Source organism: Tunturibacter empetritectus, from assembly GCF_040358985.1.
In the GTDB taxonomy this organism is placed as follows: Bacteria; Acidobacteriota; Terriglobia; order Terriglobales; family Acidobacteriaceae; genus Edaphobacter; species Edaphobacter empetritectus.
In genome coordinates, this window is record NZ_CP132932.1 from 3,772,923 (window position 1) to 3,798,713 (window position 25,791).

The 25,791-nt window shown below is 58.7% G+C and carries 25 protein-coding genes and 1 pseudogene; 7 read left to right on the forward strand and 19 right to left on the reverse strand.

Annotated features, from left to right (window positions below; translation table 11 throughout):
* The first annotated feature begins 140 nt into the window (after window positions 1-140).
* Complete coding sequence (locus tag RBB75_RS15695; protein WP_183975390.1) at window positions 141-449, forward strand: ATP synthase F0 subunit C; 309 nt, start codon at window positions 141-143, stop codon at window positions 447-449.
* A gap of 320 nt (window positions 450-769) precedes the next feature.
* Here the strand turns inward: RBB75_RS15695 and RBB75_RS15700 are convergent, their stop codons facing one another.
* From RBB75_RS15700 to RBB75_RS15780, 17 genes and pseudogenes are all read right to left on the reverse strand, one after another.
* On the reverse strand, window positions 770-2,290 hold the full coding sequence (locus tag RBB75_RS15700) for an NADH-quinone oxidoreductase subunit N (protein ID WP_353068613.1): 1,521 nt from the start codon (window positions 2,288-2,290) through the stop codon (window positions 770-772).
* Window positions 2,290-3,855, reverse strand: coding sequence for a complex I subunit 4 family protein (locus RBB75_RS15705; RefSeq protein ID WP_353068614.1), 1,566 nt, complete (start codon window positions 3,853-3,855; stop codon window positions 2,290-2,292). The genes RBB75_RS15700 and RBB75_RS15705 overlap by 1 nt, the downstream gene beginning before the upstream one ends.
* A gap of 49 nt (window positions 3,856-3,904) precedes the next feature.
* A complete protein-coding gene (gene nuoL, locus RBB75_RS15710) occupies window positions 3,905-5,944 on the reverse strand; it encodes an NADH-quinone oxidoreductase subunit L (protein ID WP_353068615.1) in 2,040 nt (679 codons plus the stop codon).
* Between the two features lie 5 nt (window positions 5,945-5,949).
* On the reverse strand, window positions 5,950-6,261 hold the full coding sequence (gene nuoK / locus RBB75_RS15715) for an NADH-quinone oxidoreductase subunit NuoK (RefSeq protein WP_179637650.1): 312 nt from the start codon (window positions 6,259-6,261) through the stop codon (window positions 5,950-5,952).
* Window positions 6,262-6,768 (reverse strand): NADH-quinone oxidoreductase subunit J family protein, encoded by a 507-nt coding sequence (locus tag RBB75_RS15720; RefSeq protein WP_179582173.1) that lies wholly within the window; start codon window positions 6,766-6,768, stop codon window positions 6,262-6,264. It lies immediately after the preceding gene.
* Window positions 6,769-6,886: 118 nt separating this feature from the next.
* On the reverse strand, window positions 6,887-7,948 hold the full coding sequence (gene nuoH, locus RBB75_RS15725; RefSeq protein ID WP_179637651.1) for an NADH-quinone oxidoreductase subunit NuoH: 1,062 nt from the start codon (window positions 7,946-7,948) through the stop codon (window positions 6,887-6,889).
* A 50-nt stretch (window positions 7,949-7,998) separates the two neighbouring features.
* Window positions 7,999-10,404 carry a molybdopterin-dependent oxidoreductase gene (locus tag RBB75_RS15730; protein WP_353068616.1) on the reverse strand — a complete coding sequence of 802 codons (2,406 nt, stop codon included), beginning with the start codon at window positions 10,402-10,404 and terminating at the stop codon, window positions 7,999-8,001.
* A 12-nt stretch (window positions 10,405-10,416) separates the two neighbouring features.
* Window positions 10,417-10,791, reverse strand: a complete 375-nt coding sequence (locus RBB75_RS15735) for a hypothetical protein (RefSeq protein ID WP_353068617.1) — start codon at window positions 10,789-10,791, stop codon at window positions 10,417-10,419.
* Window position 10,792: 1 nt separating this feature from the next.
* A complete protein-coding gene (gene nuoF / locus RBB75_RS15740) occupies window positions 10,793-12,109 on the reverse strand; it encodes an NADH-quinone oxidoreductase subunit NuoF (protein ID WP_179637653.1) in 1,317 nt (438 codons plus the stop codon).
* On the reverse strand, window positions 12,110-12,634 hold the full coding sequence (locus tag RBB75_RS15745) for an NAD(P)H-dependent oxidoreductase subunit E (protein ID WP_353068618.1): 525 nt from the start codon (window positions 12,632-12,634) through the stop codon (window positions 12,110-12,112). It lies immediately after the preceding gene.
* On the reverse strand, window positions 12,627-12,929 hold the full coding sequence (locus RBB75_RS15750; protein WP_353068619.1) for a transcriptional regulator: 303 nt from the start codon (window positions 12,927-12,929) through the stop codon (window positions 12,627-12,629). The genes RBB75_RS15745 and RBB75_RS15750 overlap by 8 nt, the downstream gene beginning before the upstream one ends.
* A 6-nt stretch (window positions 12,930-12,935) precedes the next feature.
* Window positions 12,936-14,204, reverse strand: coding sequence for an NADH dehydrogenase (quinone) subunit D (nuoD, locus tag RBB75_RS15755; protein WP_353068620.1), 1,269 nt, complete (start codon window positions 14,202-14,204; stop codon window positions 12,936-12,938).
* Window positions 14,204-14,695 carry an NADH-quinone oxidoreductase subunit C gene (locus tag RBB75_RS15760; RefSeq protein WP_353068621.1) on the reverse strand — a complete coding sequence of 164 codons (492 nt, stop codon included), beginning with the start codon at window positions 14,693-14,695 and terminating at the stop codon, window positions 14,204-14,206. The genes nuoD and RBB75_RS15760 overlap by 1 nt, the downstream gene beginning before the upstream one ends.
* Window positions 14,695-15,102, reverse strand: a complete 408-nt coding sequence (locus tag RBB75_RS15765; RefSeq protein ID WP_179638823.1) for an NADH-quinone oxidoreductase subunit A — start codon at window positions 15,100-15,102, stop codon at window positions 14,695-14,697. The genes RBB75_RS15760 and RBB75_RS15765 overlap by 1 nt, the downstream gene beginning before the upstream one ends.
* A 63-nt stretch (window positions 15,103-15,165) precedes the next feature.
* Entirely contained in the window at window positions 15,166-15,813 is a 648-nt protein-coding gene (locus RBB75_RS15770) for a prepilin peptidase (protein WP_353070400.1), read from the reverse strand.
* A 78-nt stretch (window positions 15,814-15,891) separates the two neighbouring features.
* Window positions 15,892-16,107 (reverse strand): annotated as a pseudogene (locus RBB75_RS15775) (prepilin peptidase); the annotation flags it as partial.
* A gap of 116 nt (window positions 16,108-16,223) precedes the next feature.
* The gene (locus RBB75_RS15780) at window positions 16,224-17,708 is read right to left on the reverse strand and encodes a carbohydrate porin (RefSeq protein ID WP_353068622.1); all 1,485 of its coding nucleotides are present in this window, start codon (window positions 17,706-17,708) and stop codon (window positions 16,224-16,226) included.
* Between the two features lie 156 nt (window positions 17,709-17,864).
* On the opposite strand from RBB75_RS15780, the gene RBB75_RS15785 reads away from it, so the two are divergent.
* The 4 genes from RBB75_RS15785 (at window position 17,865) to RBB75_RS15800 (ending at window position 21,029) form a co-directional block, all read left to right on the forward strand.
* Complete coding sequence (locus tag RBB75_RS15785; RefSeq protein WP_353068623.1) at window positions 17,865-18,140, forward strand: metal/formaldehyde-sensitive transcriptional repressor; 276 nt, start codon at window positions 17,865-17,867, stop codon at window positions 18,138-18,140.
* Window positions 18,141-18,838: 698 nt separating this feature from the next.
* Window positions 18,839-19,609 (forward strand): thiazole synthase, encoded by a 771-nt coding sequence (locus RBB75_RS15790; protein ID WP_179637661.1) that lies wholly within the window; start codon window positions 18,839-18,841, stop codon window positions 19,607-19,609.
* Between the two features lie 197 nt (window positions 19,610-19,806).
* Window positions 19,807-20,316: a crossover junction endodeoxyribonuclease RuvC gene (gene ruvC, locus RBB75_RS15795; RefSeq protein ID WP_179637662.1), complete on the forward strand. Its 510-nt coding sequence runs from the start codon at window positions 19,807-19,809 to the stop codon at window positions 20,314-20,316.
* A 17-nt stretch (window positions 20,317-20,333) separates the two neighbouring features.
* A complete protein-coding gene (locus RBB75_RS15800; protein WP_353068624.1) occupies window positions 20,334-21,029 on the forward strand; it encodes a hypothetical protein in 696 nt (231 codons plus the stop codon).
* A gap of 36 nt (window positions 21,030-21,065) precedes the next feature.
* Here the strand turns inward: RBB75_RS15800 and rsmA are convergent, their stop codons facing one another.
* A complete protein-coding gene (gene rsmA, locus RBB75_RS15805) occupies window positions 21,066-21,881 on the reverse strand; it encodes a 16S rRNA (adenine(1518)-N(6)/adenine(1519)-N(6))-dimethyltransferase RsmA (protein WP_179637664.1) in 816 nt (271 codons plus the stop codon).
* 65 nt (window positions 21,882-21,946) lie between these two features.
* Between rsmA and glgA the strand changes: the two genes are divergently transcribed.
* Window positions 21,947-23,395 carry a glycogen synthase GlgA gene (gene glgA, locus RBB75_RS15810; RefSeq protein ID WP_179637665.1) on the forward strand — a complete coding sequence of 483 codons (1,449 nt, stop codon included), beginning with the start codon at window positions 21,947-21,949 and terminating at the stop codon, window positions 23,393-23,395.
* Here the strand turns inward: glgA and RBB75_RS15815 are convergent.
* Complete coding sequence (locus tag RBB75_RS15815; protein ID WP_179637666.1) at window positions 23,392-24,747, reverse strand: APC family permease; 1,356 nt, start codon at window positions 24,745-24,747, stop codon at window positions 23,392-23,394. The two genes, glgA and RBB75_RS15815, sit on opposite strands and share 4 nt — an antisense overlap.
* Before the next feature lie 126 nt (window positions 24,748-24,873).
* On the opposite strand from RBB75_RS15815, the gene ypfJ reads away from it, so the two are divergent.
* Window positions 24,874-25,791: a KPN_02809 family neutral zinc metallopeptidase gene (gene ypfJ / locus RBB75_RS15820; protein WP_179637667.1), complete on the forward strand. Its 918-nt coding sequence runs from the start codon at window positions 24,874-24,876 to the stop codon at window positions 25,789-25,791.

Genomic DNA, 25,791 nt, shown 5'->3' on the forward strand with positions numbered 1-25,791 from the left:
CTAAAGCCTTGGGCTATCAAGTTTCGCTGCGTTGGGGCCTCCTCTCGCAGTGTGCAACAACGCCGCATAGCGTGAGGGTGCCAGCACGGTGAGCATCAACCACCCACTGGCGGCGTATCCACGGAGGCAGGAGTAACACGATGAAGAAGCTGCAATATCTTTTTATGTCGTTGGCCGCGCTGCTTTTCGCAACGCCGGCTTTTGCGCAGGGCGCTGCCGCCCCAAGCCCCGGAGCCCAGTGGGTTCCTCTGGCTGCGGGTCTGGGCATGGCGCTGGCTGCTGGTCTTTGCGGTCTGGGTCAGGGTAAGGCGACCGCTTCGGCAACCGAGGCGCTGGCACGTAACCCGGGCGCTCGTCCTGGAATCTTTATCTTCCTGATTCTTGGTCTGGCGTTTATTGAGTCGCTCGCGCTGTTCACGTTTGTCATCATCTTTCTCAAGGTCCAGTAAGCTTTGGGAAGTGTGGGAAAAGAAAGCCTCCGCTATATGCGGGGGCTTTCTTTTGGTTAGAAGATAGATGTCCTGCCGGACGGGCCCGCTGCGCGCGGGGCGGTCACTTCGTGACTTGTGTACCTTGTTTTGGGTGATGCGATAAGTGTGGTCCTCCCGTTGGTCGGAAGAAATTCATGCCGACCAGCGGGAGGAACTAGATTTATGTGTTTGCAAAACCGGTATACACGCCACGAGGTGGCCGCTGAATCGGGGTCCCCATAAACAGGCCTTCGTTTGTGGGGTGACTGAGCGCAGGAGGCCCGTCCGGCAGGACGCAGTTACTTCTCGTCGAACTGCAGCTGGAGGTGGCAGCTATCGGGAGAGGCGGCACACTCCTGTCGGCCCTGTTCGATGAGAGTCGAGTGGCTGGCGTACTCCGCAAAGGAGACCGCACCGCTGGGGAGAATGCCGAGAGCGCCCGTCGCCACAGCAGCAAGACCAATCCCAATCGCCGCAGGAACACTGATGCGGCGAAGCTGGTTGAGGCGGGTACTTTCGCTGCCGGGGCGCGTGTAGATCGCAGCCAGTAGACGCAGGTAGTAGAAGCAGGCGACGCCACTGTTGAGCAGGCCGATGACCGCCAGCCACACATTGCCGCCGTGAATCGCCGCCGAGAAGACGTAGAACTTGCCGAAGAAGCCGCCGGTGAAGGGGATTCCGATGAGCGAAAGCAGGAAGAAGCTGAGCAGAGCGGCGAGGTAGGGACGCTTCTGGCCGAGGCCGGTAAAGTCGTCGATGCTGCGAGCGCACTCGTCGTAGCCGGAGATCTGCGTGACGACCGCGAAGGCACCGACGTTCATCGCGGCGTAGGTCGCTGTGTAAAAGCAGGCTGCGGCGATACCGTCGTAGGGAAAAGCAGTAAAGGCGACGAGGAGGTAGCCGGCGTGGGCGATGCTGGAGTAAGCGAGCATGCGCTTGACGTCGCGCTGCATCAGGGCGCCCAAGTTGCCGATGGTCATCGACAGGGCGGCGAGAATCCACATCAGGATGGCCCAGCGATGTTGATAGGTGGGGAAGCCGGTGAAGGTGATGCGCAGCAGGACGGCGAAGGCAGCGGCTTTGGGAGCGGTCGACATGAGGCCAACGACCGGCGCTGGTGCGCCCTGATAGACATCAGGGGTCCAGACATGGAAGGGCGCGGCGGAGACTTTAAAGCCGAGACCGATAACGATGAGCGCGAGGGCGGTAAAGGCGAGGGCAGGAGTTGTAGTGGTCTCGAGGCCGTGGGCGATAGCGTAGATGTTGGTCGAGCCCGTGGCTCCGAACGCGAGGGCTACGCCGTAGAGGAAGAAGGCCGTGGCGAAGGAGCCGAGCAGGAAATATTTGATTGAGGACTCGGTGCCGGTGGCTTGACCCTTGCGGAAGCCGCACATAATGTAGGTTGAGATCGAGGAGATCTCCAGACCGACGAAGATCATGAGCAGTTCGACCGAGCAGGTCATCAGCATCATGCCGACTGCGCCGAAGAGCGTGAGGGCAAAGTACTCGCCCGCGTGGCTGGCATTGCCTTCGAAGAAATCGAGTGAGCCTAGCAGGGTGACCAGGACAACGGAGCCGATGACGAAGTGGAAGAGTACAGAAAAGGCGTCGACCTGAATGGTGCCGGAGAAGGCGTGGACGGTGCCGAACTGAATCTGATACCAGCTTGCTGCGAGAGCGGCGACGGTGCCCGCGATAGCTAGCCAGCCGAGAGGCTTGCGGCTGGAGCCTGGCTTCAGGCATGGCTCCGCGAGCATGACAACGACACCGGTGAGGGTGAGGATAAGCTCGGGAAGGAGGGCCAGGACGTTAGGGGACATTACTTCGTGGCCTCCTGGGCGGCGGATGTCTGTGGGACGATGGTGCTGACGGCGGCTGCGGGTTCGATGGGCTGCGGCTCCTGCGCGAGGTAGGTGCCTGCGGTGTCGATGGCGCGCAGCCAGTAGGGGGACGCGATGCCCATGAACAACATCACGGCGATGAGAGGCCAGAGTGCGAGGTGTTCGCGGGCGGTGACGTCAGGGACTGGAACGTCGGCTGTGTTCTCGTTCAGATCGCCATAGAAGACGCGCTGAATCATCCAGAGCATGTAGGAGGCGGTGAGGATGACGCCAGTGGTGGCGAGCACCGTCCAGCGAGTGTGATGAGTAACTGCGGACTGCATGCCGCCGGTGAGGACGAGGAACTCGCCTACGAAGCCGTTGAGCATCGGCAAGCCGATCACCGATAGGGTTGTGATGACGAAGAGGGTCACCATCCAGGGAAGCTTGGCGGCGAGACCACCGTAGTCGCGCATGTCGTAGGTGCCGTAGCGCTCGTAGAGGATGCCGAGAAGGATGAAGAAAGCTCCGGCGCCGATGCCTTCGTTGAGGGTGGCGTAGATGCCTCCATCGATACCCGCGATGGTGAAGGTGAAGATGCCGAGGATGACGACGCTGACGTGCCCGAGTGCGCCGTATGCGGCTAGTTGCTTGAGATCTTTTTGAACGAGAGCGAAGAGTGCCCCGTAGACGATGCCGATGGCTCCGAGGGCGATCATGAGGGGGGCGATCTGGCGGGACTGCTCGGGGAAGATGCTGAAGGAGAAGCGCAGGATGGAGTAGAGGCCAAGTTTGCCAACCAACACCATCACGGCGGCGGTAGGGGCTTCGGCGATTGCGTCAGAGAGCCAGCCGTGGAGCGGGAAGACTGGAACTTTCACCGCGAAGGCTACGAGGAAGGCGAGCGAGGCCAGCCAGAGTGCCGCGTTATTGCTGGAGATATTGTGGGTGGCTGCAAGCTGGGCTAGCTCAGGGAGCTGGAAGGTGCCGGTGCGGGCGTAGACCCAGAGCATGCCGACTAGGAGGATCGCTGAGGGGATGAAGGTGTAGAGGAAGTATTTGATGGCGGCGCGTCGACGGTTGGCGCTGCGGCCGAAGGTTGCGATGAGCAATGTCATGGGAACCAGCGAGAGTTCCCAGAAGGCGTAGTAGAGGAAGAGGTCGAGCGAGACGAAGATACCGATCATCGCGACCTGCTGCAGGAGGAAGAGAGTGTAGAAGAGCTTCTTGCGATCGCCGATGGTGTTCCAGGAGACGAGGACGCCGAGGGGGGCGAGGAAGCCTGTGAGAACGACGAGCCACATAGAAAGGCCGTCAACGCCGAGATGATAGCGGATGGCGGGCGAGGTGATCCACTCGTGATTCTGTTCGAACTGGAAGCTGCCGGCGACGGCGGAGTAGTCGTAGTGTGCGGGCAGATGCAGGGTGCAGACGAAGGTGATGAGGGTGACGGCGAGCGCACCCCATTGCATCAGCTTGCCCTTGTCGGGCAGCAAGGCCAGCAGGACCGCGCCCGCGAGCGGGACGAAGATGAGGACGGTCAGGATGGTGTGGTCGATATTCATCGTTTCCTTTGGGTGGTGCAAGAGCAGGGTACTGGTAGAACGAGCTTGCTTAGTGCATCCAGATGGAGCGGCCGAAGATCATGACGAGTAGAACGGCGGCGGCCCCGAGTGCGAGCCAACCGGCGTAAGAGCGAATGTTTCCAGACTGAACGCGGCGGACGAGAGAGCTGAAGCCTCGCGTAGTTGCGCCAGCGGCGGCGCCAGAGCCGTTGACGATGCCGCCATCGATGATGCCGCCGAGGAAGAGTCGGCTGAACATGAGCAGCGGGGAGACGATGAGGGCGCCATAGATCTCGTCGATGTAGAACTTGTGGTCGACGAGGTTGTAGAGGGCTGGCATTTTTGCTGCGAGGGCTGCGGCGGTGCCGGGCTTCTTGTAATAGAAGAGGTAGGCGATGCCGAGACCTGCGAGTGCGACGAGGACGGAGACTACGGCGAGACCAAGCTCGGAACCGTGGCTGGTGGATGCTGCTTCGACGGCGGCACCTGTGCTGAAGACGGGATCCAGGAAGTGTTCGATCTCGTTATGGCCGCCCATAGCTGCGGGAACGCCTACCCACCCGCCAATAATCGACAGCAGCGCGAGGATAGCGAGCGGAACGGTCATGATCGCGGGGGACTCGTGGACGCCGTGCGTATGGTTGTCTTCTGGGTCGACGACCATAACGGCGTGGCTGCCGGAGTGAGTGTGGACGGCTGCTCCGTGATCGTGGAGATCCGTACGCTCCTCAAAGTGTTCAGGACCAAAGAAGGTCTTGAACCAGAGGCGGAACATATAGAAGGAGGTCATTCCCGCTGTGATGAGGCCGACTAGCCATAGCAGTTTGCCTAGAGGATTGTTCGAGACGAAGGCCTGGTAGAGGATCTCGTCCTTGGAGAAGAAACCGGCCAGTGGCGGGATGCCGGAGATGGCGAAGACGCCCATCGTCATCGTCCAGAAGGTGACCGGGATGCGCTTGCGGAGACCGCCCATCTTGCGCATGTCCTGCTCGCCGGAGAGCGCGTGGATGACCGAGCCGGCAGAGAGGAAGAGCAGCGCCTTGAAGAAGGCGTGGGTGAGCAGATGGAAGATGCCTGCCGTGTAGGCTCCGACTCCGCAGGCCAGGAACATATAGCCGAGCTGAGAGACGGTGGAGTAGGCGAGGACGCGTTTGATATCGTGCTGTACCATGCCGATGCAGGCGGCAAAGATGGCCGTAGCCGCGCCGATGATAGCAACGACGCCGAGCGCGTAGGGGCTGCGGTCGAAGAGCACATGGCAGCGCGCGACCATGTAGATGCCGGCGGTGACCATCGTCGCCGCATGGATGAGCGCGGAGACGGGGGTGGGACCTTCCATCGCGTCGGGGAGCCAGACGTACAGCGGGATCTGCGCGGATTTGCCCGCCGCACCGAGGACAAGCAGAAGGGCGATCGCGGTGAGAATGCCGCCGTTCCAGCCGGGGTTGACGCTGATCGCCTGAAAGATGTGCGAGAAGTCGAGGGAGCCGAACTCGCGAACGAGGAGGAACATCGCGAGGAGGAAGCCGAAGTCGCCGATGCGGTTGACGATGAATGCTTTTTTCCCGGCGTTGGCGGCGGAGTCCTTGGTGAAGTAGAAGCCGATGAGTAGGTAGGAGGCGAGACCTACTCCCTCCCAACCGACGAAGAGCAGGAGGAAGCTCTCAGCGAGGACGAGGACGAGCATGAAGAACATGAAGAGGTTCAGGTAGGCGAAGAAACGCCAGTATCCCTCTTCATGCGCCATATAGCCGACCGAATAAACGTGAATGAGGAAGCCGACGCCGGTGACGACGCCGAGCATGATGAGGGTGAGGTGATCGACGGTAAGGGCGAAGTCGATCTGGAGGCCGGTGATTGCGATCCACGGCTGGCTGACGACGCGGAGGACTTCGGGCGCACCTTCGGCCTTCATGACGATCCAGAGCCACGCAACGATCGCGGCTGGAATAGCAGTGCAGAGCAGAGCGACGGCGGAGATCAGAGGACGGGGAAACTTGCGGCCCACTGTGCCGTTGATCAGAAAGCCGGCAAAGGGGACGAGCGGGATCAGCCAGAGGTAGTCGGAGATCATGGAGGCAGAGGGCATAGAGGTCACGATTTCATCAGGTCGATCTGGTCGACGTTCAGCGTTTCACGCGTGCGGAAGATGGCGATGATGATGGCAAGGCCGACGGCGGCCTCGGCTGCGGCGACCACCATCACGAAGAAGACGAAGATTTGGCCGGAGACCTGGTGCCACATATGCGCGAAGGCGACGAAGGTGAGGTTGACGGCGTTGAGCATGAGCTCAATCGACATGAAGATGGTGATGAGGTTGCGTTTGATGAGGAAGGCCGCGACGCCGGTGGAGAACAGTACAGCAGCGAGGATGAGGTAGGCGGCGATGGGCACTTGTGGAAGCATCTATTGCTCCTTTCGCGCGAGCACAACGGCTCCGAGGATGGCTACCAGGATGAGGATCGAGGTGACTTCGAAGGGCAGAAGCAGCTTGGTGAAGAGGATGGTGCTGATCTCGGAGATGTTGCTGGTGACGTGGTTGAGATAGCCGCCGATGTTGGTGTAGCCGAGAGCCTTGCGCTCTGAAAGGAAGACGAAGCTGAGCAGACAGAAGATGGCAGCGGCACCGGGGAAGCCGACGAGGTACGCGGCTCGGCTGCCAGTGGTTCGCTCCTCTTCGCCTGCGTTCAGGAGCATGATGACGAAGACGAAGAAGACCATGATGGCGCCCGAGTAGACGATGACCTGGGAGGCGGCGAGGAACTCGGCCCCCAGCGACCAGTAGAGGACCGCCAGCGACATCATGACGACGACCAGCGAGAGTGCGCTGTTGATGGGATGGCGCTGCAGGAGGAGGTTAAGCGCCCCTGCTACGGCCAGCCCACCAAAGATGAGAAAGAGTGCCAGTTGCATGATGTTTCCGTCAGGTCCTTTGTGAATCGCTTGAGACGCTTAAAACAGGGCAGAGGCCGATTTTGAAGAACTGGGCTATCTGCTGATTGTAAAACACCTTGTTGCTTATTCCGTGGAGCTAACTCCGTAAGGCAATGACTAAACTTGTGACGATGATGTTGGCCATGGCAAGCGGCAGGAGAAACTTCCAGCCGAAGCTCATGAGCTGGTCGTAACGGAAGCGCGGCAGCGTGCCACGTACCCAGATAAAGAGCAGAAGGAAGCCTAGAACCTTGCCTACGAACCAGAGGATTGGGAAGATGGCGGAGAGGATGGGGCCGCCAAAGTCCGCTGGGAGCAGATGGCCGAGAGGGCTGGAGGCTCCGCCAAAGAAGAGCAAGCTAGCGACGCAGCTTACGGTGATCATGTTCGCGTACTCGGCCATGAAGAACATGGCGAACTTCATGGAGCTGTACTCGGTGTGATAGCCGGCGACGAGCTCGGACTCGGCTTCGGGAAGGTCGAAGGGCGCGCGATTGGTCTCAGCATAGGCGGCCATGATGTAGATGAAGAAGCCAACGAACTGGAAGCCGCCAAAGACGTTCCAGCTAAGCAGGCCGTGTGCGCCCTGGCTGTTGACGATATCGCGCAGACTGAGCGACTGCGCACGGAGAACGACGCCGACAAGAGACAGACCGAGAGCCAACTCGTAGCTGATCATCTGCGAGGTCGCACGAAGGCTGCCGAGGAGGGAGAACTTATTGTTCGAGGACCACCCCGAGAGTGCGATCCCGTAGACCCCGATGGAGGTGATGCCCAGGATGACGAGCAGCCCGATGTTGAGGTCGGCGATGTTGAACATCTCGACGCCCTTAACCGTTTGCATACCGCCGAAGGGGACAACCGCGATGGAGATCAGTGCACAGGTCAGCGCGATGATCGGCGCGGCGATGAAGAGGGGCCGTTCTGCCGCGATAGGCAGGAGGTCCTCTTTGAGGAAGAGCTTGATGCCATCAGCCATCGGCTGCATCAGGCCGAAGGGTCCGACGCGGGAGGGTCCCCAGCGATTCTGGATGCGGCCCAGGAACTTTCTCTCCAGCAGAACGGTATAAGCGACCGCCATCAGCGTGAGGACGGTGACCACCGCAACCTTGAGGATGCTGAGCAGCAGAAATGTCTGAAATGGGCTGAGGTGGCTCACGGCGGTGGGTTGGGCTCCTGTGGTTGTTTCGAGTCTGCGGTTGAGTCTACTTAGTCGGCTGCAGTCTGAATCTGGGTGAGGCCGGTTGGAGGACGAAGGCTCTCGTTATGCTGCAGGTCGGAGAGCATGGCGGAGTAGCGTCCCAGGGTGCCCGAGGTAAATAGTGTATCGTTCGCCGGAAGGACGAGGTCGCGGCGTTTGCTTATTTGAACGAGGTCGGTTACGGTTACAGCTGGCTGCAGATGCTGGTCGTTGCCACTGAGCAGCTGAAGGCGTAGCAGGTTGTATCCGGGGACGAGGCGCTGTATCTCGTCGAGAATTGCGAAGGGATCGAAGGGGCTGAGCTTCGGCTCCATGTTGTTCGCTGAAAGCCACACTGCATGGCGGTCGGCCTCGCCGGACTGTGCGCCGCGGGACTGGCCCATATCGGCCCGCGTGCCTTTGCCGAAGGGAACCAGAACCTTCATGTTCGCGCCCATCTTGTCGGCGATCCGGACGATCAACTCGAAGTCGCTGCGGACTCCGGCACGATCGCCAGCCTTGTTTACGAGCTGAAGGTCGCCGTAGCTGTTGGTCACGGAGCCGGACTTCTCGTAGAGGTTCGAGGCCGGAAGAATGACATCGGCCACGGCTGCGGTCTCGGTGAGGAACATATCCTGCACCACCACGAAGGTGTCCTTGAGGGATGCGGGATCGACGCTGTATCGGGAGACTGGGTTCGTTCCGACGACGTAGAGCGCTGAGAGTTCGCCACGTCCAGCGGCTTCGAACATCTCGAGCAGATCGAGACCTGGAGTGGTAGGAGTGTTGTACTCGGCGAAGGTGGTGTTGCCTGCGAGTGGAGTGTAGCCGGGAAGCAGGTCGGGGAGCAGGCCCATGTCTGCTGCGCCGCGTGAGTTGACGTAGTCGGAGATGAGGGCGAACTTGCGGTTCGGCAGCGTCTTGCCGAAAGCGAGGAGGCGCTGCAGATCTGCGTCGCGGAACTCCGATCCGAGAAGGACGAGGAGGCTCTCCTCGGCGCGGATGGCCTTGCGGAATTCGTGAAAGGAGGATGCGTCTGCGCCGGAGTGGGTGAGGGCATCAACGGCACTGTCGTCTCCGGCGATGAAGCTGGCCAGTGCGCCGTAGCTGAAGGGTGCAATGTGCGCGAAGGCCTTGGCCTGGCGGCGAAGCTTGATCTCGGCAGAGTTGGCGATGTAGAGCCGGGCGCGGTTGTTGCGGACGTTGGTGCGGATATTCCACGCGGTGGCGGGTGCCTGGATGGTGGGGTCGCCGCCGAGGATCATGATGGCCGGCGCGGTCAGCGTGTCCTTCAGGCTGGCGGTACGATCTGTGGTTCCTGCTAGGGCGCGGGCAAAGGCTACGTAGTCCGCGGTGCGATGGTGATCGATGTTGTTGGTGCCCAGCACGGTGCGAGCGAACTTCTGTAGCAGGTAGGCCTCTTCGTTGGTGGTGCGATTGGAGCCGATGACGCCAATGCTCTTGCCGCCGCGCGTGTCGCGAAGTTCGCGGAGCCTCTTGCCGACGTGGTCGAGTGCAACCTCCCAGCTGACGGGCTTCATCTCGCCGTTGGGCTGGCGAACAAGCGGCTGGGTGATGCGGTCTTCATTGTTGGCAAAGTCGAAGGCGTAGCGGCCCTTGTTGCAGAGGAAGTCGACGTTGATGCCGGATTTGTCGCGGTTGTCGCCGCGGACGATCTCGGAGCCGTCCGTGGTGCTGCGAACGCCGAGGGTGGTCTTGCATCCATCGCCGCAGTGCGTGCAGATGGTCGAGACGTGATTCATCTCCCAGGGCCGCGTCTTGTAGCGATAGGTGCCGGAGGTCAGCGCGCCGACCGGGCAGGCGTCGATGCACATGCCGCACTGCTCGCAGTCCACGTGGGCGAGATCGTCGGGAGACATCTGCGCGGGGACATTTGGGGCGATGACTGAAGAGCTGCCCCGGTTTTGAATGCCGAGAGCAAAGACGTCCATGCCTTCGCCGCACATGCGCACGCAGCGATAACAAAGGATGCAGCGCGGACGATCGAAGTAGACGACGGGGGACCACTTCTGTTCTTCGCGATGGTTCTTGGGTTCGGCGTAGAAGCTGTCGGCCGCGCCATACTTGAAGGTCATGTCCTGCAACTCGCACTCGCCGCCGGCGTCGCAGACCGGACAGTCGAGGGGATGGTTGCCGAGCAGAAGCTGGAGTGTAGCCTTGCGGGCCTGGGCGATCTCGGGCGACTCGCTGGTCACGACCATGCCCTCGGCGACCGGCGTGGTGCAGGCGGTCTGGAGCTTCGGCATCTTCTCGATGCGCACGACGCACATCCGGCATGCTGCCTGTAACGAGAGGCCGGGGTAGTAGCAGAAGGCTGGGATCTCAATACCGGCGGACTTGCAGGCCTCGAGCAGAAGCGTGCCTGCGGGTGCGGTGATTTTTTTACCGTCTACGGTAAGGGTTACGTCTGCCATAAAACTCCGATTCTACTTAGGGCAATCAATGCTGAAATAGGTGCGACCCTTGATCTGAACGCCGTCAAGTTCGTAATGTCCTGAGGCCCAGCATGAATCAAGATCCATTACAACCTGCCAAACGATCTGGCCGAAGAATTTTGCCGCCGCTGCTTCATCCAATCCGCAAGCTACATAAATTGGATCGTAAATAGTCCCGGTCCAATCTTTACCGGGAATCCAACTTGAGGTATCTATTTGTCGCCCATGAAACCGTGAAGTAAGTTCGTTATGGATTATCGGGAAAGCGTTGGGATTAACTTTGTCCAGTGCCTGACGAAGTGGGCGGTAAGTTTCTTCGTAAGGCACTCTCGTCAATTTTTTCATGCTGGGTACATCAAATAGCATTTCAGTGCGCTCCGACCAGCTGTTCAACAGTGATGATGGGGGTTCCGGCCTTGTGGCCCTCGATGTAGTCTTCAAACTCTTTGCGGAATTTTTTGACGAAGGCGATGGTGGGCATGGCCGCTGCGTCGCCCAGCGGGCAGAAGGTGCGTCCCAGCATGTTCTCGGCGAGATATTGAACGTTGTCGACATCTTTTTTATTGCCGCCACCGTTGTAGACGCGCGTGAGAGTCTTCTTGATCCAGTCCGTACCCTCGCGGCAGGGAATGCACCAGCCGCAGGATTCATGCTGGTAGAACGCGATGGTGCGAAGCGCGAACTCGACGATGGAGACGGTCTCATCGAGCACCACGATGCCACCCGAGCCGAGCATGGTGCCGGCCTTGCCCATCTGGTCGAAGTCAAGGCCCACGTCGATCTCGTCGGCGGTCATGACGGGACAGCTCGATCCGCCGGGGACGACAGCTTTCAGCTTCTTGCCATCCTTAATACCGCCGGCAACCTCGTAGATGGCTCGCTTGAGGTTGTAGCCCATCGGAAGCTCGTAGACTCCGGGGCGTTCGACATGACCGCTGATGCCGAAGAGGCGTGTGCCGCCGTTGCGTTCGCTGCCAAGCTTGGCATAAGCCTCGCCGCCCATCAGCAGGATGTGCGGCGCGTTGGCGATGGTTTCGGCATTATTGATGACGGTAGGTCCGCCGTAGAGCCCAACAACGGCAGGGAAGGGAGGCTTAATGCGAGGCACTCCGCGTTTGCCTTCGAGCGACTCCATCAGGGCGGACTCTTCGCCGACCTCGTATGCTCCTGCTCCGGTCTGGGTGATGATGTCGAAGTCCACGCCGGTGCCGAAGATGTTTTTGCCCAGGAAGCCCTTTGCGTAAGCGTCGGCGACGGCCTTCTCGACAATCTTGAGCAGGTAGCGATACTCGCCACGAAGATAGATGAAGCCGAGTTTGGAGCCGATGGCGAGGCCTGCGATCATCGTGCCTTCAATGACGGCATGAGGATCGTGCAGGAAGAGGACGTGATCCTTGCAGGTGCCCGGTTCGGATTCGTCACCGTTTACCAGCACATACTTCGGCTTTTCAGATTGCTTTGGGACGAAGGACCACTTCATGCCGGTCGGGAAACCAGCGCCTCCACGGCCGCGCAGGCCACTGGCCTTCATCTCAGTGATGATCCACTCAGGTCCTTTAGCGATGGCTTGCTGAACGGCTTTATAGCCATCGAGTTCGACATACTTGTCGATATCGGTTGCGCCCAGGCCGAAGCGGCGGGAGACTACTTTTACCTCATCGGGGTGCGAGACGAGTGATGGCATCTACTTCACGTCCTTTCCCGTCGCGTCGAAACTCAGCCCGTCGCGATACATCTGAAACAGAACGTCGACTTTTTCGGTGGTGAGGTCGTCGTGGAAGTCGTAGTTGATCTGGATAGCTGGCGCCCAGCAGCAAGCGCCGATGCATTCAACCTCTTCCAGCGAGAAGACGCCGTCTGGTGTCGTGCCTTTGTGGCCGATGCCGAGCTTGTGCTTGCAGTGGTCAAGGATCTCGTACCCACCGCGCAGCATGCAGGAGATATTGGTGCAGACCTGCACGTTGTACTTGCCCGCGGGCTTGGTGCGCAGCATGGAGTAGTACGAAAGCACATTGCGTACGTCCAACTCCAGAAGGTCGATGCGCTGTGCGATTTCGGAGATGACGGCGTCGGAGATATAGCCGATCTCATCCTGTGCGTAGAGCAGCATCGGCACAAGCGCCGACCGCTTGAGCGGGTAGATAGTGACGAGATGGTCAAAGCGTGCGGCCGTCTCTGGCGAAAAGATCGTATTGGCTATTTCACTCACTCTGCATCATCTCCCGCGCCAGCCTCTCAGCGGCAAGGTCCATCTCTTCGGCGATACCGTTCAGTTTGACCGTTCCGTCCTCCTGCATATTGAAGGCAGAGCGGCTTCCATCACTTGATTCCATCGTCTCGTGCGTGAAGCGAAGCCAGCGGCTGGCCACACGAAGTGTAATCTCTTCTGCTCCCACTTCAACTACTGCATGGTGCTTGCTGTTCATTCCGTGGGCGGCGGCGTAAGAGCGAAGCAGCGAGGCCCACGAGGTCCAAAGTTCAGCTCTGAGGCGTGCTTCAAGCATCAGAGGTTAGCGGTCGATCTCGCCTAGAACGATATCGATCGATCCGATGACGGCGACGACATCGGCGAGGAGGCGGCCTTTGCACATGGTTTCGAGTGCTTGCAGGGTTGCGAATCCCGGATTGCGCATGTGGACGCGGTAGGGTTTGGCGGTGCCATCGGAGACAACGTAGTAGTTCATCATGCCGTGCGGTGCTTCGACGGAGCTGGTCGCCTCACCTGCCGGAACACCAAAGCCTTCCGTCACAATCTTGAAGTGATGGATGAGGGACTCCATCTGAGTCTTCATCTGCTCGCGATTCGGGAGGATGATCTTCGGTGCATCCGCGACGATGTGTCCTTCAGGAAGGCCATCGAGCGCCTGCAGGCAGATCTTGACCGACTCGCGGAACTCCTGCATGCGAACGATGTAGCGCGCCCAAACGTCGCCGACATCAGAGACCGGTACGTTGAACTGAAACTTCTCGTAGCCCGAGTAAGGCATATCCCGGCGAACATCGAAGTCGACTCCAGAGGCTCGCAGCGGGGGGCCGGTGACGCCCAGCGCAATCGCGTCTGCGGCTGAGAGGTAGCCCACGCCCTTCAGGCGATTCATCCAGATGGGGTTGGTCTGCAGCAGACCCTCATACTCCTCCACGTGGGCAGGGAAGTTCTTGAGGAAGGTGCGGATCTTGTCGTAGATATCCCGCGGCGGCTCCAGGCTAAGGCCGCCGACGCGGACGTAGCTCGTCATCATGCGCTGGCCGGCGACCGCTTCAAAGATGCGCAGCAGATCCTCGCGCTCGCGGAAGCAGTAGAGGAAGACGGTGAGAGCGCCGATGTCCATGGCGTGGGTGCCAAGCCAGACCAGGTGTGACTGAATGCGCGTCAGCTCGTTGAAGAGGACGCGGAGATACTGTGCGCGTTCGGGAATCTCGAGCCCCAACAACTTCTCCACTGCAAGGCAGTAGGCGAGATTGTTGGTCATGGGACAGAGATAGTCGATGCGGTCGGTCATGGGGACGACCTGCTGGTAGAACTTGGCCTCGCAGGTCTTCTCGATGCCAGTGTGAAGATAGCCGATGTCCGGAGCCAGCCCGACGATGGTCTCGCCGTCGACCTCGATGACGAGGCGCAGAACACCGTGGGTCGAAGGATGCTGCGGACCCATGTTGATGATCATGGTCTGATCTTTGGACGGCGGATTCTGTCGATTTCGTGCGGAGTTGGCGATGAGATCGTCAATGCCCGGATCGATCGCTGCCACGCCGGTAAGTTCTTCAACAGGGGGAGTCATTAGCGGTAGCCCTCCACGGGGTAGTCCTTGCGTAATGGATGCCCCTTCCAGTCTTCCGGCATCATGATTCGGCGAAGATTAGGATGGCCACCGAAGTGAACTCCAAAGAGATCGAAGACTTCTCGCTCGTAGAAGTTGGCAGAGGGCCATACCGACGTGATGCTGTCGAGCGAGGCATCTTCTCCATCAAGACGAACGACGAGGCGCAGACGCTCTTTCAACTTGTGCGAAAGGATACTGTAAGAGATCTGGAAGCGTGGTTCAGAGGGGTACCAGTCGACAGCGGTGACATCCTCAAGGAAGTTGTATCCAGCTTGCTGGACGGCTTTCGCTGCGGAGACGATGCTCTCACGAGCCACGGTGATGGTGAGCTCGGCGCGGTCGAACTTGGCGTCAGTCGCAAGGTCGGCCAGAGCTTTCACGGCGGCGTTTTCAGGATGCGCCTCGAAGACGGCCTGTTTGCCCTTGATGGCAGAGGCTGGATCGTACATTAGAGGTCTCCCTTATCGTTCGCCCAGTCCAGGATGCCCTTCTTCCAAACATAGAAAAGGCCTACTGCGACGAAGCCGAGATAGACGAGCATCTCGTAGAAGCCGAACATGCGCGAGCCGGTAATCGCTGGCAGGCGACGGAAGATTACAGCCCAGGGAAGCATGAAGACGGCTTCAACATCGAACAGGATGAAGAGCATCGCAACCATGTAGAAGCGGACGGTGAAGCGGCCACGAGCGTCGCCCACCGGCTCCATGCCGCACTCGTAGGCTCCGGCCTTGGTGCGCGAGTTTTTGTGTTTTCCGATGAAAAAAGAGGCGCCCACCATGCCCAAAGCGAGTCCGAGGGCGGCCAGGACCTGAAGCACGAGTGGAAGGTAGTTCCAGATGTAGGGGTAACTGTGCATGGCCATCTTCGACTCTAAGATTGCGGCTGGCAAGTGTCAAGTGATTGTCACGACGATGTGCGGCTATCGAAGGAGAGCTATGTACATGTTGATCAGACGATTACCGAAAAGTGCGCTGATTAGTCCACCGATCGAAAGAAAGCTTCCGAAGGCGAGTCTGGAAATAGCTCCTGCCCTGCCGCGCACCAGAAGGATGACTCCATAGACCGCAGCCGCTAATGTTCCAAGAAAGAGGGAGAGGACCGCAGGCCAGAAGCCGAGAAACGCCGCGATCATGGCGAGCAGTTTGACGTCGCCGAGGCCCATGCCGTCGCGATGGCGGACTGCCTTGTAGAGCCAGCGGATGAGGAGGAGCAGGAGCGCTACTCCGCAGACCGCAGCAATGCGACCGAAGATCAGGCTCTCCGGGCCGGTAAAGAAGAGATTGCCGCGATCGGTTACTCCGCCAGGACTAGTCAGTTGAATGTGATGATTGCTGAGGACCACCTGGTCTTCGTTTGGGCCGAGGAAGAGGGCCTGCGTACAAACGAGAAAGAGAGCGATGGCGATGCCACCGAGCGTGAAGGAGTCAGGCAAGATCATGGTCTGCCAATCCATGACCATGAGGCCGATGAGCAGAAAGCCGAGGACGAGAAGTGAAAATCCGTAGATGTATTCGTTGGCGATCTGTTCCGTCATGTACGGGCCTACCTGGCCATTGTGTTGGTTCATTGCTGAGATCCAGTAGTAGACCGAGATGAAAGTGAACCAAAGAGCCACGGATAGTTCAATGACGGGATAAAGCCAAGGAATAGCCTGTTTGCAGTCCCGGCAACGACGACGAAGAACTATCCAACTTATAAGTGGAACATTGTCGTACCAGCGAATTGGCACTCCGCACTCAGGGCACCGAGAGCGTGGATGGACGACCGACTCACGCTGCGGGAGGCGCGAGATACAGACGTTGAGGAAGCTGCCGAAGAGAAGTCCAAGTACAAACGCTAAGAAGATAATGATGCCGGGCACAGGAAGAGTATACGGTTTCAAGGCCGCGCTTACAGAATAGCTAGGAGGCGTAAATACGGACCTAAGTTACTTCCTTCAAAGACGTTGCACCAGAAAAGTATAGGTAGGCGTGATGCCTAGAAGTCCACGTGCATGCGGACCGATTCGACCAGCACCGGCCCTCGATCCTGATTGTAGCCAGGATGTTCGATGAATTGAAGATCGAGCGCATAGTAGATTCCCCGCCAGGTGTGCAGGTTGTAGTAGCTCTCGAGGATGTCCTCGCGCGCGTAGTTCAGCTTGCCGTCGCCCAGCAAAAACCCCAGACCGCCCAGCTTCAGATAATCCTGATGATCTTTTTTGATGGCGTTCGTGACGAAGACTAAGCCCAGCTTGTCGTTAGGACGAGACCACCTGCGGCCAGAGTAGTCGCCACCAAACTCCAGTGTCTGATCCACTTCGGTATAAGCGAAGGACTCGTGCTGGCCCTCATTCCATCCGAAACGGCCAAACATCCGTATGTCCCTGGTGAGTTCCTGTTCGAAGTTCAAGGCGAAGCCGTACTTCACCGCGCTGAACTTCTCAACATTCTGGATGACTGGCCGCGTGCCTTCGCCGGCAAGAAAAGCCTTATTGGCGTCGCGATATAAGCCCATGTGGGCGTGATTGACATAACTCAGCACGCGGACCGTGCCTTTGCGCTCAGGCGAGAGCATGCGGCCAAGGAGAGGCTTGCGCAGCTCGAACTCCCAGTTCTGTCCGCTGGCACGACGGAGAGCCCAGTCTAGATCGATCCCGTTAACTACGGTTGGCATCAGCGCAAGGGCATACCGCACGGACCAGGCCTTGTCGTCGTACTCGCTGACGATGCCGTAGGTGTAGCCGCGCGTGTCGGCCGCGTAGTCCCACGCGCCGTTGTTGTCCACCGTCCAGTTCATGAACTGAAGATGGCTGTCGCTGCCGATGCTGTTGATGTCGAGAAAGTCGGGCAGGCTCATCTTGCCCACGTGAAACTCCAGCCGGCGCTCCGGTAGCTCCGTGCCAGGATAAAACTGTGACTGAGCATTTTCCACGAGCTTGCTGGTGAAGCCGATCGTCTGATGGAGTTGCACGCGAGCCATGTACGGCGTCGAACCGAGGTTCGGATTGCGCACCACATCGAGATTCGTGAAGCCCGCTAGTCCCAGCGCCTCGCTGTCGCCCCGGCCGCCCGCAGATTCGAGGTCGAAGAGGGCGTCCAGCGCGAACTTCGGATCAGTGATGACTCGCGCACCTAGAAAAAGCGTGCCGAGCAGGGATGTCTTATATTCCCCTCGGGACAGCAGGCTGTTGACGCCCTCGTAGGGCGAATGGAACGGCCCATGCGCCTGAAAGATGATGTTGGCCTGCCCGCCGATGAAGAATCGCGAGTGCTCCCAGTGTGGAAACATGGTGGGCGAGTCGGTTTCACTAGTGTCTGGAACAGGAGTGACCGGAGCAGGAGTGACCGGAGCAGGAGCATCGATCTGGGGTGCCGCGGTCGTCTCTGTGGCGAGCTGTGTCTGGGCCGCCAAGAACGTGGAGGCTGATAGCCACATGCATGCGCCCGCAAGCAGGCAAGTCCGGTTGAGTTTTCCTGTCATGGAACTGTTATCTTCAGGCCTGAAAGTGAATAGAGTGCAAATTTGCCAGGCGGGTTGAACCCTTTCGAAAGGTTGAGCGGCTCTGATTGAGAGATGGCCCCCATACTGAATCGGCCTGACATAGTATACCCCGGTAGGGTACATTGGAGAAGAGAAATGTCACATACCAAATCAGCCCAGATCAAATTGCTCAACCGGGTCAAGAAGATTCGAGGTCAGATAGACCGCGTGGAACGCACTCTGGCATCAGAGGATCACGAGTGCGCCGAGGTGCTGATGCTGCTCGCAGCGGCGCGTGGCGGAATTAACGGGCTGATGGCTGAGGTGCTCGAAGACCATATCCGACTGCATCTGTTGCGCGACGGACATGCCCCTCTGACTCCTGAGCTAGGGGAGGACTTGATTGATCTTGTGCGCGCCTATCTCAAATAGCAGCTGGCTTGGTTGTGTTCAAGAATTGAGCCTGGTGCTTCCTCGCCTATAAAGTCTGGCTCAGCGCGATTTCGCCCCGACAACGACCAAGCCAATTCCTGCTACGAGAGCTACGGTGCTCAGAATAGGAGACAGTGGAAGCGTGTCCTGAGTCTTGTGCGAGATTTGAACCGGTCCCGCGTCGACAACTTTCTTCTCGTGGGTAAAGGAGAGACCGCCGGTAGCGAATCCGATAATTCCAAGGACAATGAGGAGAATTCCAACAATAGTTGCTGCTTTCATAGTGAACCTTTCTTCATTTCGAGCCATGAGTCGACAATCCGAGACGAATCAGGGATCGCGACTAAAGCTCTGATGCAGATTGCAACCTCTGCAGATGTACTATCACAAGCATTTGCAACGCACTTGCATGCAACCGGAATTCGGGAGTAGTCTGCAGTTACACGGGAAAGGAGGATGGTCCAGCCTATGAAAATTGACAGTACATGTAGTTCAACGCAACGTGAGGTGACTGAGGCTTAGAGCGTCCATAGCTCTAGTCCTGGCGGTCTTTGTAGTAAAAAAGTCCACGCCGAGGCCAAGTCCGAGTATGGACGCCTCAGGTCAATCTCAACAGTTCACCGCCAGACGGCTCGCTGCTCTCTTCAGAGTGCGAGCCGTTTGCGTTTTGCCGTCATCCTTCCGATAGGATATTAACTATGAAACCTCTGGTGATCGCAGGACGAGCCTTTCAATCACGACTGATCGTCGGGACAGGGAAGTACAAAGATGGCGCTGAGACTCAGGCCGCCATCGAAGCTTCGGGAGCGGAGATGGTGACGGTCGCGGTCCGCCGGGTGAACCTCGATCGCACGAGCGAGTCTCTGCTGGACTTCATCGATCCAAGGCGTTATTTTTTGCTGCCTAATACGGCTGGGTGCTACACCGCGGACGAGGCGATCCGCGCAGCCCGACTTGGGCGCGAGGTGGGGTTGTCGGACTGGGTCAAGATTGAGGTGATCGGAGATCAGCAGACGCTCTATCCCGATGTGCAGGCGACGCTCGAAGCAACCCGCGTGCTCGTCAAAGAAGGCTTCACCGTGCTGCCATATACGTCCGACGATATCGTCTTTGCCAAGCGACTGATTGACGCTGGCGCGGCGGCGGTCATGCCTCTCGGCGCACCCATCGGCAGCGGGCTCGGGCTGCAAAATACGGCCAACCTGCGCATTCTGCGCGAGCTGATCACGGAAGTCCCGCTGATTGTGGATGCAGGCGTTGGTACAGCCTCCGATGCTGCGGTTGCGATGGAGCTGGGCTTCGATGCCGTGCTGATGAACACCGCGATAGCTGCGGCGAAGGACCCCTTGCTGATGGCCGAAGCGATGCAACACGCCGTGCTGGCAGGGCGGCAGGCCTATCTTGCAGGAAGAATGCAGCGCAAACTCTACGCCACGGCCAGCTCCCCTCTGGAAGGGATCTCGAGGTAGTGGCCGTGGCTGATTTCTTTTTCGACTTGATTGGTGCTGCATTCGAGGTTTTTGTTTCGGAGACCATCTGTCGAGCTATTTATTGGCGGCTCAATCAAAAGACCACTCAGCCAAGAACGGTATCGGATTAATCTAGAAATTCGTCAGGTGCATGACTGGTCATAGGAAGAGCTGGCCGGATGCAGTAAACTTCGCCCATGCGAGTCTTCGGCATCGACTGCGGAACGGAGTTCACCGGCTACGGGGTGGTGGAGGTGGATTGCGACGCCCGCATGCCTCGGCTCATTCACCTGGCGGCCGGTACGATCCGGCTCAATAAAAAAGAGAAGACGCCACAGAGGCTCGCTCAGGTCTACGCTGAGTTGACCGCCTTGATGACTCTGCACCACCCGGAGATCGTCGCCATCGAGGAGGTTTTCTTCTCGGCGAATGCAAAGTCTGCGCTGAAGCTTGGTCAGGTGCGTGGCGTGGCGATGCTGGCCGCCGCGACCTGCGGAATGCCCATCGCCGAATATGCTCCACTCTCGATAAAAAGCTCCGTGGTTGGTTACGGGCTGGCCGCCAAGGAGCAGGTGCAGTTCATGGTGAGGCGTTTGCTCGACAACGAAAACGCCTTCGACTCTGCAGATGCTGCCGACGCGCTGGCCATTGCGATCTGCCACATCCATACCGCCCAGACACTCGAGCTCCAGGGCGCGCGCCGATGAAAGCGAGAGGGAGCATAATGCTTGGCGCGGCGCTTTTTCTAGGCCCCTACTTTGTGGCCGCTGCTCAAACGGCTGAATCTGCGACGGCGGCCTCTCCCATCCCATCTGCTGAGGTCAGTTTTCAGTTCAACCGCACAGGGCTTCCGGTTCCGCGTTTTACTCTGCGGATTCACGAGAACGGAACCGGCACCTACCAGGCAGATCAGGCAGAGATCCCAGCAACGCAGACCTCGATGCGGGGCCAGGCGGCGCAGCATGTCGAGCGACCGATCAACCTGACTCCAGACGTCGTCGCAAAGGTCTTCAAGGCTGCGCGAATGCTGAATCACTTCAACGTCGAATGCGCCTCCAAGGCGAAGAACATAGCCGACTCAGGCACAAAGACGCTTACCTACGCCGGCTCCGATGGGTCGGGATCGTGTGTCTACAACTACTCAGAGAACAAAACTGTAGGTACGCTGACCGACATCTTCCTCGGAGTCTCTTCGACACTGGATGAAGGCCGTAAGCTTGAATTTTTGCACCGCTACGATCGCCTCGGCCTCGATGCCGAGATGAACTCCTTTGCGGACGAAGTGAAGGAAGGACGTGCGCTCGAACTGGGAACGATCTTGCCGACGCTGACCGCAATCGCAGACGACACAGCAGTGATTCAGCGCGTTCGATTGCGCGCGGCAAAGATGCTGGAGCAGGTTGCAGCGGACAGTCGTTAGGATCCTGCAATACCGCAGGTATCGGGAACAATCTCCTCAGTCGCGATCGGCAACGACATGCGACAAAGAACGATAAAGCTCTGCCATCGATTCGAGTGCGAGTGATTCGGCGCGTGCTTGCGTGGGAACGCTGGCAGGCCACGCTGCAGAGAACTCTTCGGCCGAGTAGCCAGCGGCACGAAGATTGTTTTGCAGCGTCTTACGCTTCTGCGCAAAGCTCTGCTTCAAGAAGATATTGAACCCGTCAGGGTCCACTCCAAGCTCAGCAAACCTCGGCGCAAAGTGCAGCCGCAAAACCGTGGAGTAGACGTCAGGCGGCGGCGAAAAAGCGGATGGCGGCAGCGTAAAGAGGTTGTCGACCTGCGCGTTCACCTGTGCCGTTGCCGAGAGTAAGCCATAGTCACGAACTCCGGGCGCCGCCGAAACGCGGTCCGCCACCTCCCGCTGCATCATCAGAACAGCTCGGGCGACTATACCGGCGCTGCCAGCCGCGAAGAGTTGCAGCAGAATATCCGACGTGATGTAGTACGGGAGATTGCCGATCACGTCTGCCGTCTCGCCTTCCGGCACCAGCGTTCGCAGGTTCGTCTTCAGAACATCGCACTCGAGAATCTGTACCTGCGCATGATCGCGAAAGCGGAAGGTCAACTCCGCCGCCAGGCTCCGGTCAAGCTCCAGTGCTATCAACTTGTGGCAACGAGCAGCCAGTATATCGGTAATCGCCCCATGTCCCGGGCCAATCTCGATGACAGTGCGCTTGCTAAGATCACCAAGGGCATCGACGATGGCATGTCGGGCGGAGTCATCGACCAGAAAATTCTGCCCCAGCTTCGGCTTACGTTTCATCTGCATCCAATGTGTGCGGTCTCGCTCTTCTATAGACTAACGGTTTGGTTGGAAAGATAAAGGACGAAGGTATGCATATTGTTTTCGCAGCATCGGAGTGCTCCCCCTGGGCCAAGTCGGGTGGGATGGCAGATGTGGTCAGCGCACTCCCACGCGCATTGGCTCAACTCGGCCATCGCGTTAGCGTCTTTCTGCCCTACTATCGCCAGGTCGCGAAGGCTGTCCCGAACCCTACGGTTGTGCTGCCCAGCGTCACAATTCCTTTTCCCGGCTATAACCGCTTCGTGCGTGTTCTCGATGGGGGAGTCAAGAGCGGAGTCCAGACCTACTTCCTCGATTGTGCCGAACTATTCGACCGCGAAAACTTCTACGGTACGCCGTCCGGAGATTACCCCGACAACGCAGAGCGCTTCGGCCTGCTCTGCCGCAGCGTGATCGAAGCCTCAAAGATCCTCGGTATTCCTGATGTCTTCCACGTTCATGACTGGGAGGCGGCGATGCTCCCGGTCATGTTGCGCTCCATCTATTACTTCGATCCTGTGCTGCGAAACGTCCCAGCCGTGTTGACGATTCACAACGCGGGATCGCAGGGCTGGTTTCCTTCGCAGACTATCGAAAAGTTGCTGCTCCCCTGGGACCTGTACACGGTCGACAAGCTCGAACACTACGAGAAGATTGATTTCCTGAAAGGCGGCGTGGTGTATGCGGATGCCATCACAACGGTCAGCCGCAAGTATGCCGAAGAACTCCAGACCAGCGAGTTCGGCAACGGGCTCGAAGGGGTCTTTCGCCAACGGAGCGGAGACCTGCTCGGAATTACGAACGGCATCGACACCGAGGAGTGGAATCCCGCGACCGACCCCAACATTGCAGCGCATTACACGGCCGAAAACCTCGCCGGCAAGAAAGAGTGCCGCCGCGATCTGCTTCACGCTTACGGACTCGAGAATGTCAGTGACGACACCGCTGTGATCGGGGTGGTCACCCGTTTCGCGACCCAGAAAGGCTCCGACTTTATCGTCGAGATCATGGATCGTCTGGCGCAGGAAGACATGGTGCTGGTCATTCTTGGGAGCGGCGAAGAGTACTACGAACGGCTGTTAGTGGAGATGGCCGAGCGCCATCCCGCTAAGGTGCGCGTGAAGGTAAAGTTCGATAACGTCATGGCGCACAAGATCGAAGCAGGCGCGGACATCTTTCTGATGCCGTCCCGCTACGAGCCCGGCGGTCTAAACCAGCTCTACAGCCTCAAGTACGGTACGATTCCCGTCGTCCGCGCTACGGGTGGCCTCGACGACACCATCGACGAACAGCCAAACGGTGGCGGCAATGGTTTCAAATTCTGGGGCTACAGTGCGGGGGCCTTCTTCGACGCGCTCAAGCGTGCCCTTGATACCTTCCGTAACAAGCAGGAGTGGGCCCAGATGATGCAGCGAGGCATGGCGCAGGATTTTTCCTGGGATAAGCCTGCCAGCGAATACCTTCGCCTCTACGAGCGCGTCATCCAGAATCGCAGCTAGGCGCTTCGCTCTCGTTGCAGCAGATAGTGCAGCGGAACTCCCAGCAGAATGATGCCGGTTCCGATGAGAGAGTTCCGCGGCTGATCAGCAAACGAAAACACCAGCAGCACTGCCGCCGCAAGAATGAACAGTGCCGGCAACGCAGGGTATCCCCAGATGCTATACGGCCGGGGCGTGCTTGAGTCGCGACTGCGAAACACAAAGATCGTGCTAGCGGTCAACATGTAGAAGAGCCACTCGCCGAAGATGGCCAGCGAAAAAAGCGCCTGAAACTTTCCGATGGCCAGCAGCAGCAGAGAACTCAGGATGGCCTGAAGGATCAACGCTGTCGACGGCGTTTGAAATCGCGAGTTCACATGCGCCATTTGTTTGAAGAACAATCCATCGCGAGCCGCTGCGAACGGCACACGCGCACCCGAGAGCGACGACCCTACAAAGGTCGCGCAGATACTGACGGCCATACCGATCGACACCAGCGTCGCTCCCCACGGCCCGGTGACCAGACGCATTGCATCGGCTGCAGGCCGATCCGCGGTAGCGATTGCCGCTGCAGGCAACACATATTGAATCGCCGCATTGGTCAGCATGTAGAGCACGCCAACAATGGCAACCCCTCCAACCAGGGCTAGCGGCATGCTGCGCTGCGGCTTCTGCACCTCGCCCGCCATGGTGACGACGTCGCTCCATCCGTCATAGGCCCACAGCGCCGCGACCAGCGCAATCATGAAGCCGGTAAAGCCTCCCCGCGCTCCCGTAAAGTCTGTGCTGAAGTTGTGCCACGAACCATGCTGGCCTGCTGCGCCAAAACAAAATCCCGCAATCACTAGAATCAGCAGGCCCTTGAGCCACGTGAGCAGAAGCTGCACGTTGGCAGATCTTCTTGTCCCAATAATGTTGAGAATGGCGATGAGCCACGTCACCGTGATCGCGAAGATCTGTCCCCAAAAGAGATGAAAGAATGCCGGGCGGGCAAAAAAGCTGAAGACTGCGAAGGTCCCCAGTACACGCGCAAGCCCCGCGGCGATGGTAGCCAGGGATGCAGGTTTGGCCACCGTAATCTGCGTCCACATATAAAGGAAGCCGGTCAGATCTCCATAGGCCTCGCGAAGAAAAGCGTATTCGCCGCCATACTTCGGTCTGGCGGCAGCGATCTCCGCATAGGTCATTGCGCCGAAGAGCGAGAGCAAACCACCCACGATCCAAACCACATAGACCATGCCGGACGAGCCCACCGCAGCCATCATCTCTCGCGGCACTAGAAAGATGCCGCTCCCGATAATGATGCCCACGACAATGGAGGTCGCGTGGGATGCGTTCAGGACGCGGGGCAGTTCGGACTTGCTGTTTGGCATCGGTTCCCGGAGAGTAGCACACCTCCGCCGCACGACCGCAAGTAAATTGGCGAGAAAACCTCACTCGAGTGCCACGAAAGAAAAGATCTTACTTATAAGATGGAGACGCACCAACTGGAGCGAACTATGGATTGGACACCTGGCGGCGGACTCAGTGGCGACATTGAAGACAGACGTGGTTCTTCCGGCGGCGGTGGCGGAGGCTTTGGCGGCGGTGGGATCGGTATCGTTGGTTTTTTGATCCTGCTGGTCGTCAGCCTGGTCACGGGCCGCAACTATATCGGCAGCTATCTCTCCGGCCACAGCACATCACCGTCCTCCACGCAACAGAGCGTGCCTTCCGCCGGCAACCGCCCGATAACTTCTGAATCGCCTCAGGAGAAGAGGGCGGCACAACTCGTCTCCTGGACCCTGGACGATGTGCAGAACACTTGGACAAAGCTTCTACCCACACAGACCGGCAAAAACTACCAGCGCTCCACGCTCGTACTCTTTCGCGGTCGAACGTACTCAGGCTGTGGCACGGCTCAGTCGCAGAGCGGACCGTTCTACTGTCCGGCGGATGAGAAGGTCTACATCGACCTCAGTTTTTGGGATGAGCTGAGACGTCTCGGCGGCAGCAATGCGGACTTCGCCCAGGCTTACGTCATCGCTCACGAGCTAGGACACCACGTACAGGATCTCCTCGGGATCGAAGGCAAAGTTCGCCAGCTCTCAGGTCAAAATCCGTCGGAGAGAAACCGCCTTTCGGTCGATCTTGAACTCCAGGCAGACTGTTTCGCGGGCGTATGGGCGCACAGTACAGCGCAGCGGAACATAGTTCACGACTCGGATATCACAGCTGGTCTGCAGGCAGCGGCCGCAGTCGGCGACGACCATATACAACGCCTGGAGCGAGGAACAGTCAGCCCCGAAAGCTTCACCCACGGATCGTCAGCACAACGCGTCGGCTGGTTCAGACGCGGATTCCAGCAGGGAACCATCGCAGCCTGCAACACCTTTAAATTCGGTGGTGCCGTTCCGCCGGCAGACAGCGCCGAGTAA

What these genes read in the sequence shown, in the direction of transcription:
- RBB75_RS15695 (WP_183975390.1), top strand. Translation starts at nt 141, where the DNA reads ATGAAGAAGCTGCAATATCTTTTTATGTCGTTGGCCGCGCTGCTTTTC.
- RBB75_RS15700 (WP_353068613.1), bottom strand. Translation starts at nt 2,290, where the DNA reads ATGTCCCCTAACGTCCTGGCCCTCCTTCCCGAGCTTATCCTCACCCTC.
- RBB75_RS15705 (WP_353068614.1), bottom strand. Translation starts at nt 3,855, where the DNA reads ATGAATATCGACCACACCATCCTGACCGTCCTCATCTTCGTCCCGCTC.
- nuoL (WP_353068615.1), bottom strand. Translation starts at nt 5,944, where the DNA reads ATGCCCTCTGCCTCCATGATCTCCGACTACCTCTGGCTGATCCCGCTC.
- nuoK (WP_179637650.1), bottom strand. Translation starts at nt 6,261, where the DNA reads ATGCTTCCACAAGTGCCCATCGCCGCCTACCTCATCCTCGCTGCTGTA.
- RBB75_RS15720 (WP_179582173.1), bottom strand. Translation starts at nt 6,768, where the DNA reads ATGCAACTGGCACTCTTTCTCATCTTTGGTGGGCTGGCCGTAGCAGGG.
- RBB75_RS15730 (WP_353068616.1), bottom strand. Translation starts at nt 10,404, where the DNA reads ATGGCAGACGTAACCCTTACCGTAGACGGTAAAAAAATCACCGCACCC.
- RBB75_RS15735 (WP_353068617.1), bottom strand. Translation starts at nt 10,791, where the DNA reads ATGCTATTTGATGTACCCAGCATGAAAAAATTGACGAGAGTGCCTTAC.
- nuoF (WP_179637653.1), bottom strand. Translation starts at nt 12,109, where the DNA reads ATGCCATCACTCGTCTCGCACCCCGATGAGGTAAAAGTAGTCTCCCGC.
- RBB75_RS15750 (WP_353068619.1), bottom strand. Translation starts at nt 12,929, where the DNA reads ATGCTTGAAGCACGCCTCAGAGCTGAACTTTGGACCTCGTGGGCCTCG.
- nuoD (WP_353068620.1), bottom strand. Translation starts at nt 14,204, where the DNA reads ATGACTCCCCCTGTTGAAGAACTTACCGGCGTGGCAGCGATCGATCCG.
- RBB75_RS15760 (WP_353068621.1), bottom strand. Translation starts at nt 14,695, where the DNA reads ATGTACGATCCAGCCTCTGCCATCAAGGGCAAACAGGCCGTCTTCGAG.
- RBB75_RS15765 (WP_179638823.1), bottom strand. Translation starts at nt 15,102, where the DNA reads ATGCACAGTTACCCCTACATCTGGAACTACCTTCCACTCGTGCTTCAG.
- RBB75_RS15770 (WP_353070400.1), bottom strand. Translation starts at nt 15,813, where the DNA reads ATGAACCAACACAATGGCCAGGTAGGCCCGTACATGACGGAACAGATC.
- RBB75_RS15780 (WP_353068622.1), bottom strand. Translation starts at nt 17,708, where the DNA reads ATGACAGGAAAACTCAACCGGACTTGCCTGCTTGCGGGCGCATGCATG.
- RBB75_RS15785 (WP_353068623.1), top strand. Translation starts at nt 17,865, where the DNA reads ATGTCACATACCAAATCAGCCCAGATCAAATTGCTCAACCGGGTCAAG.
- RBB75_RS15790 (WP_179637661.1), top strand. Translation starts at nt 18,839, where the DNA reads ATGAAACCTCTGGTGATCGCAGGACGAGCCTTTCAATCACGACTGATC.
- ruvC (WP_179637662.1), top strand. Translation starts at nt 19,807, where the DNA reads ATGCGAGTCTTCGGCATCGACTGCGGAACGGAGTTCACCGGCTACGGG.
- RBB75_RS15800 (WP_353068624.1), top strand. Translation starts at nt 20,334, where the DNA reads ATGCTTGGCGCGGCGCTTTTTCTAGGCCCCTACTTTGTGGCCGCTGCT.
- rsmA (WP_179637664.1), bottom strand. Translation starts at nt 21,881, where the DNA reads ATGCAGATGAAACGTAAGCCGAAGCTGGGGCAGAATTTTCTGGTCGAT.
- glgA (WP_179637665.1), top strand. Translation starts at nt 21,947, where the DNA reads ATGCATATTGTTTTCGCAGCATCGGAGTGCTCCCCCTGGGCCAAGTCG.
- RBB75_RS15815 (WP_179637666.1), bottom strand. Translation starts at nt 24,747, where the DNA reads ATGCCAAACAGCAAGTCCGAACTGCCCCGCGTCCTGAACGCATCCCAC.
- ypfJ (WP_179637667.1), top strand. Translation starts at nt 24,874, where the DNA reads ATGGATTGGACACCTGGCGGCGGACTCAGTGGCGACATTGAAGACAGA.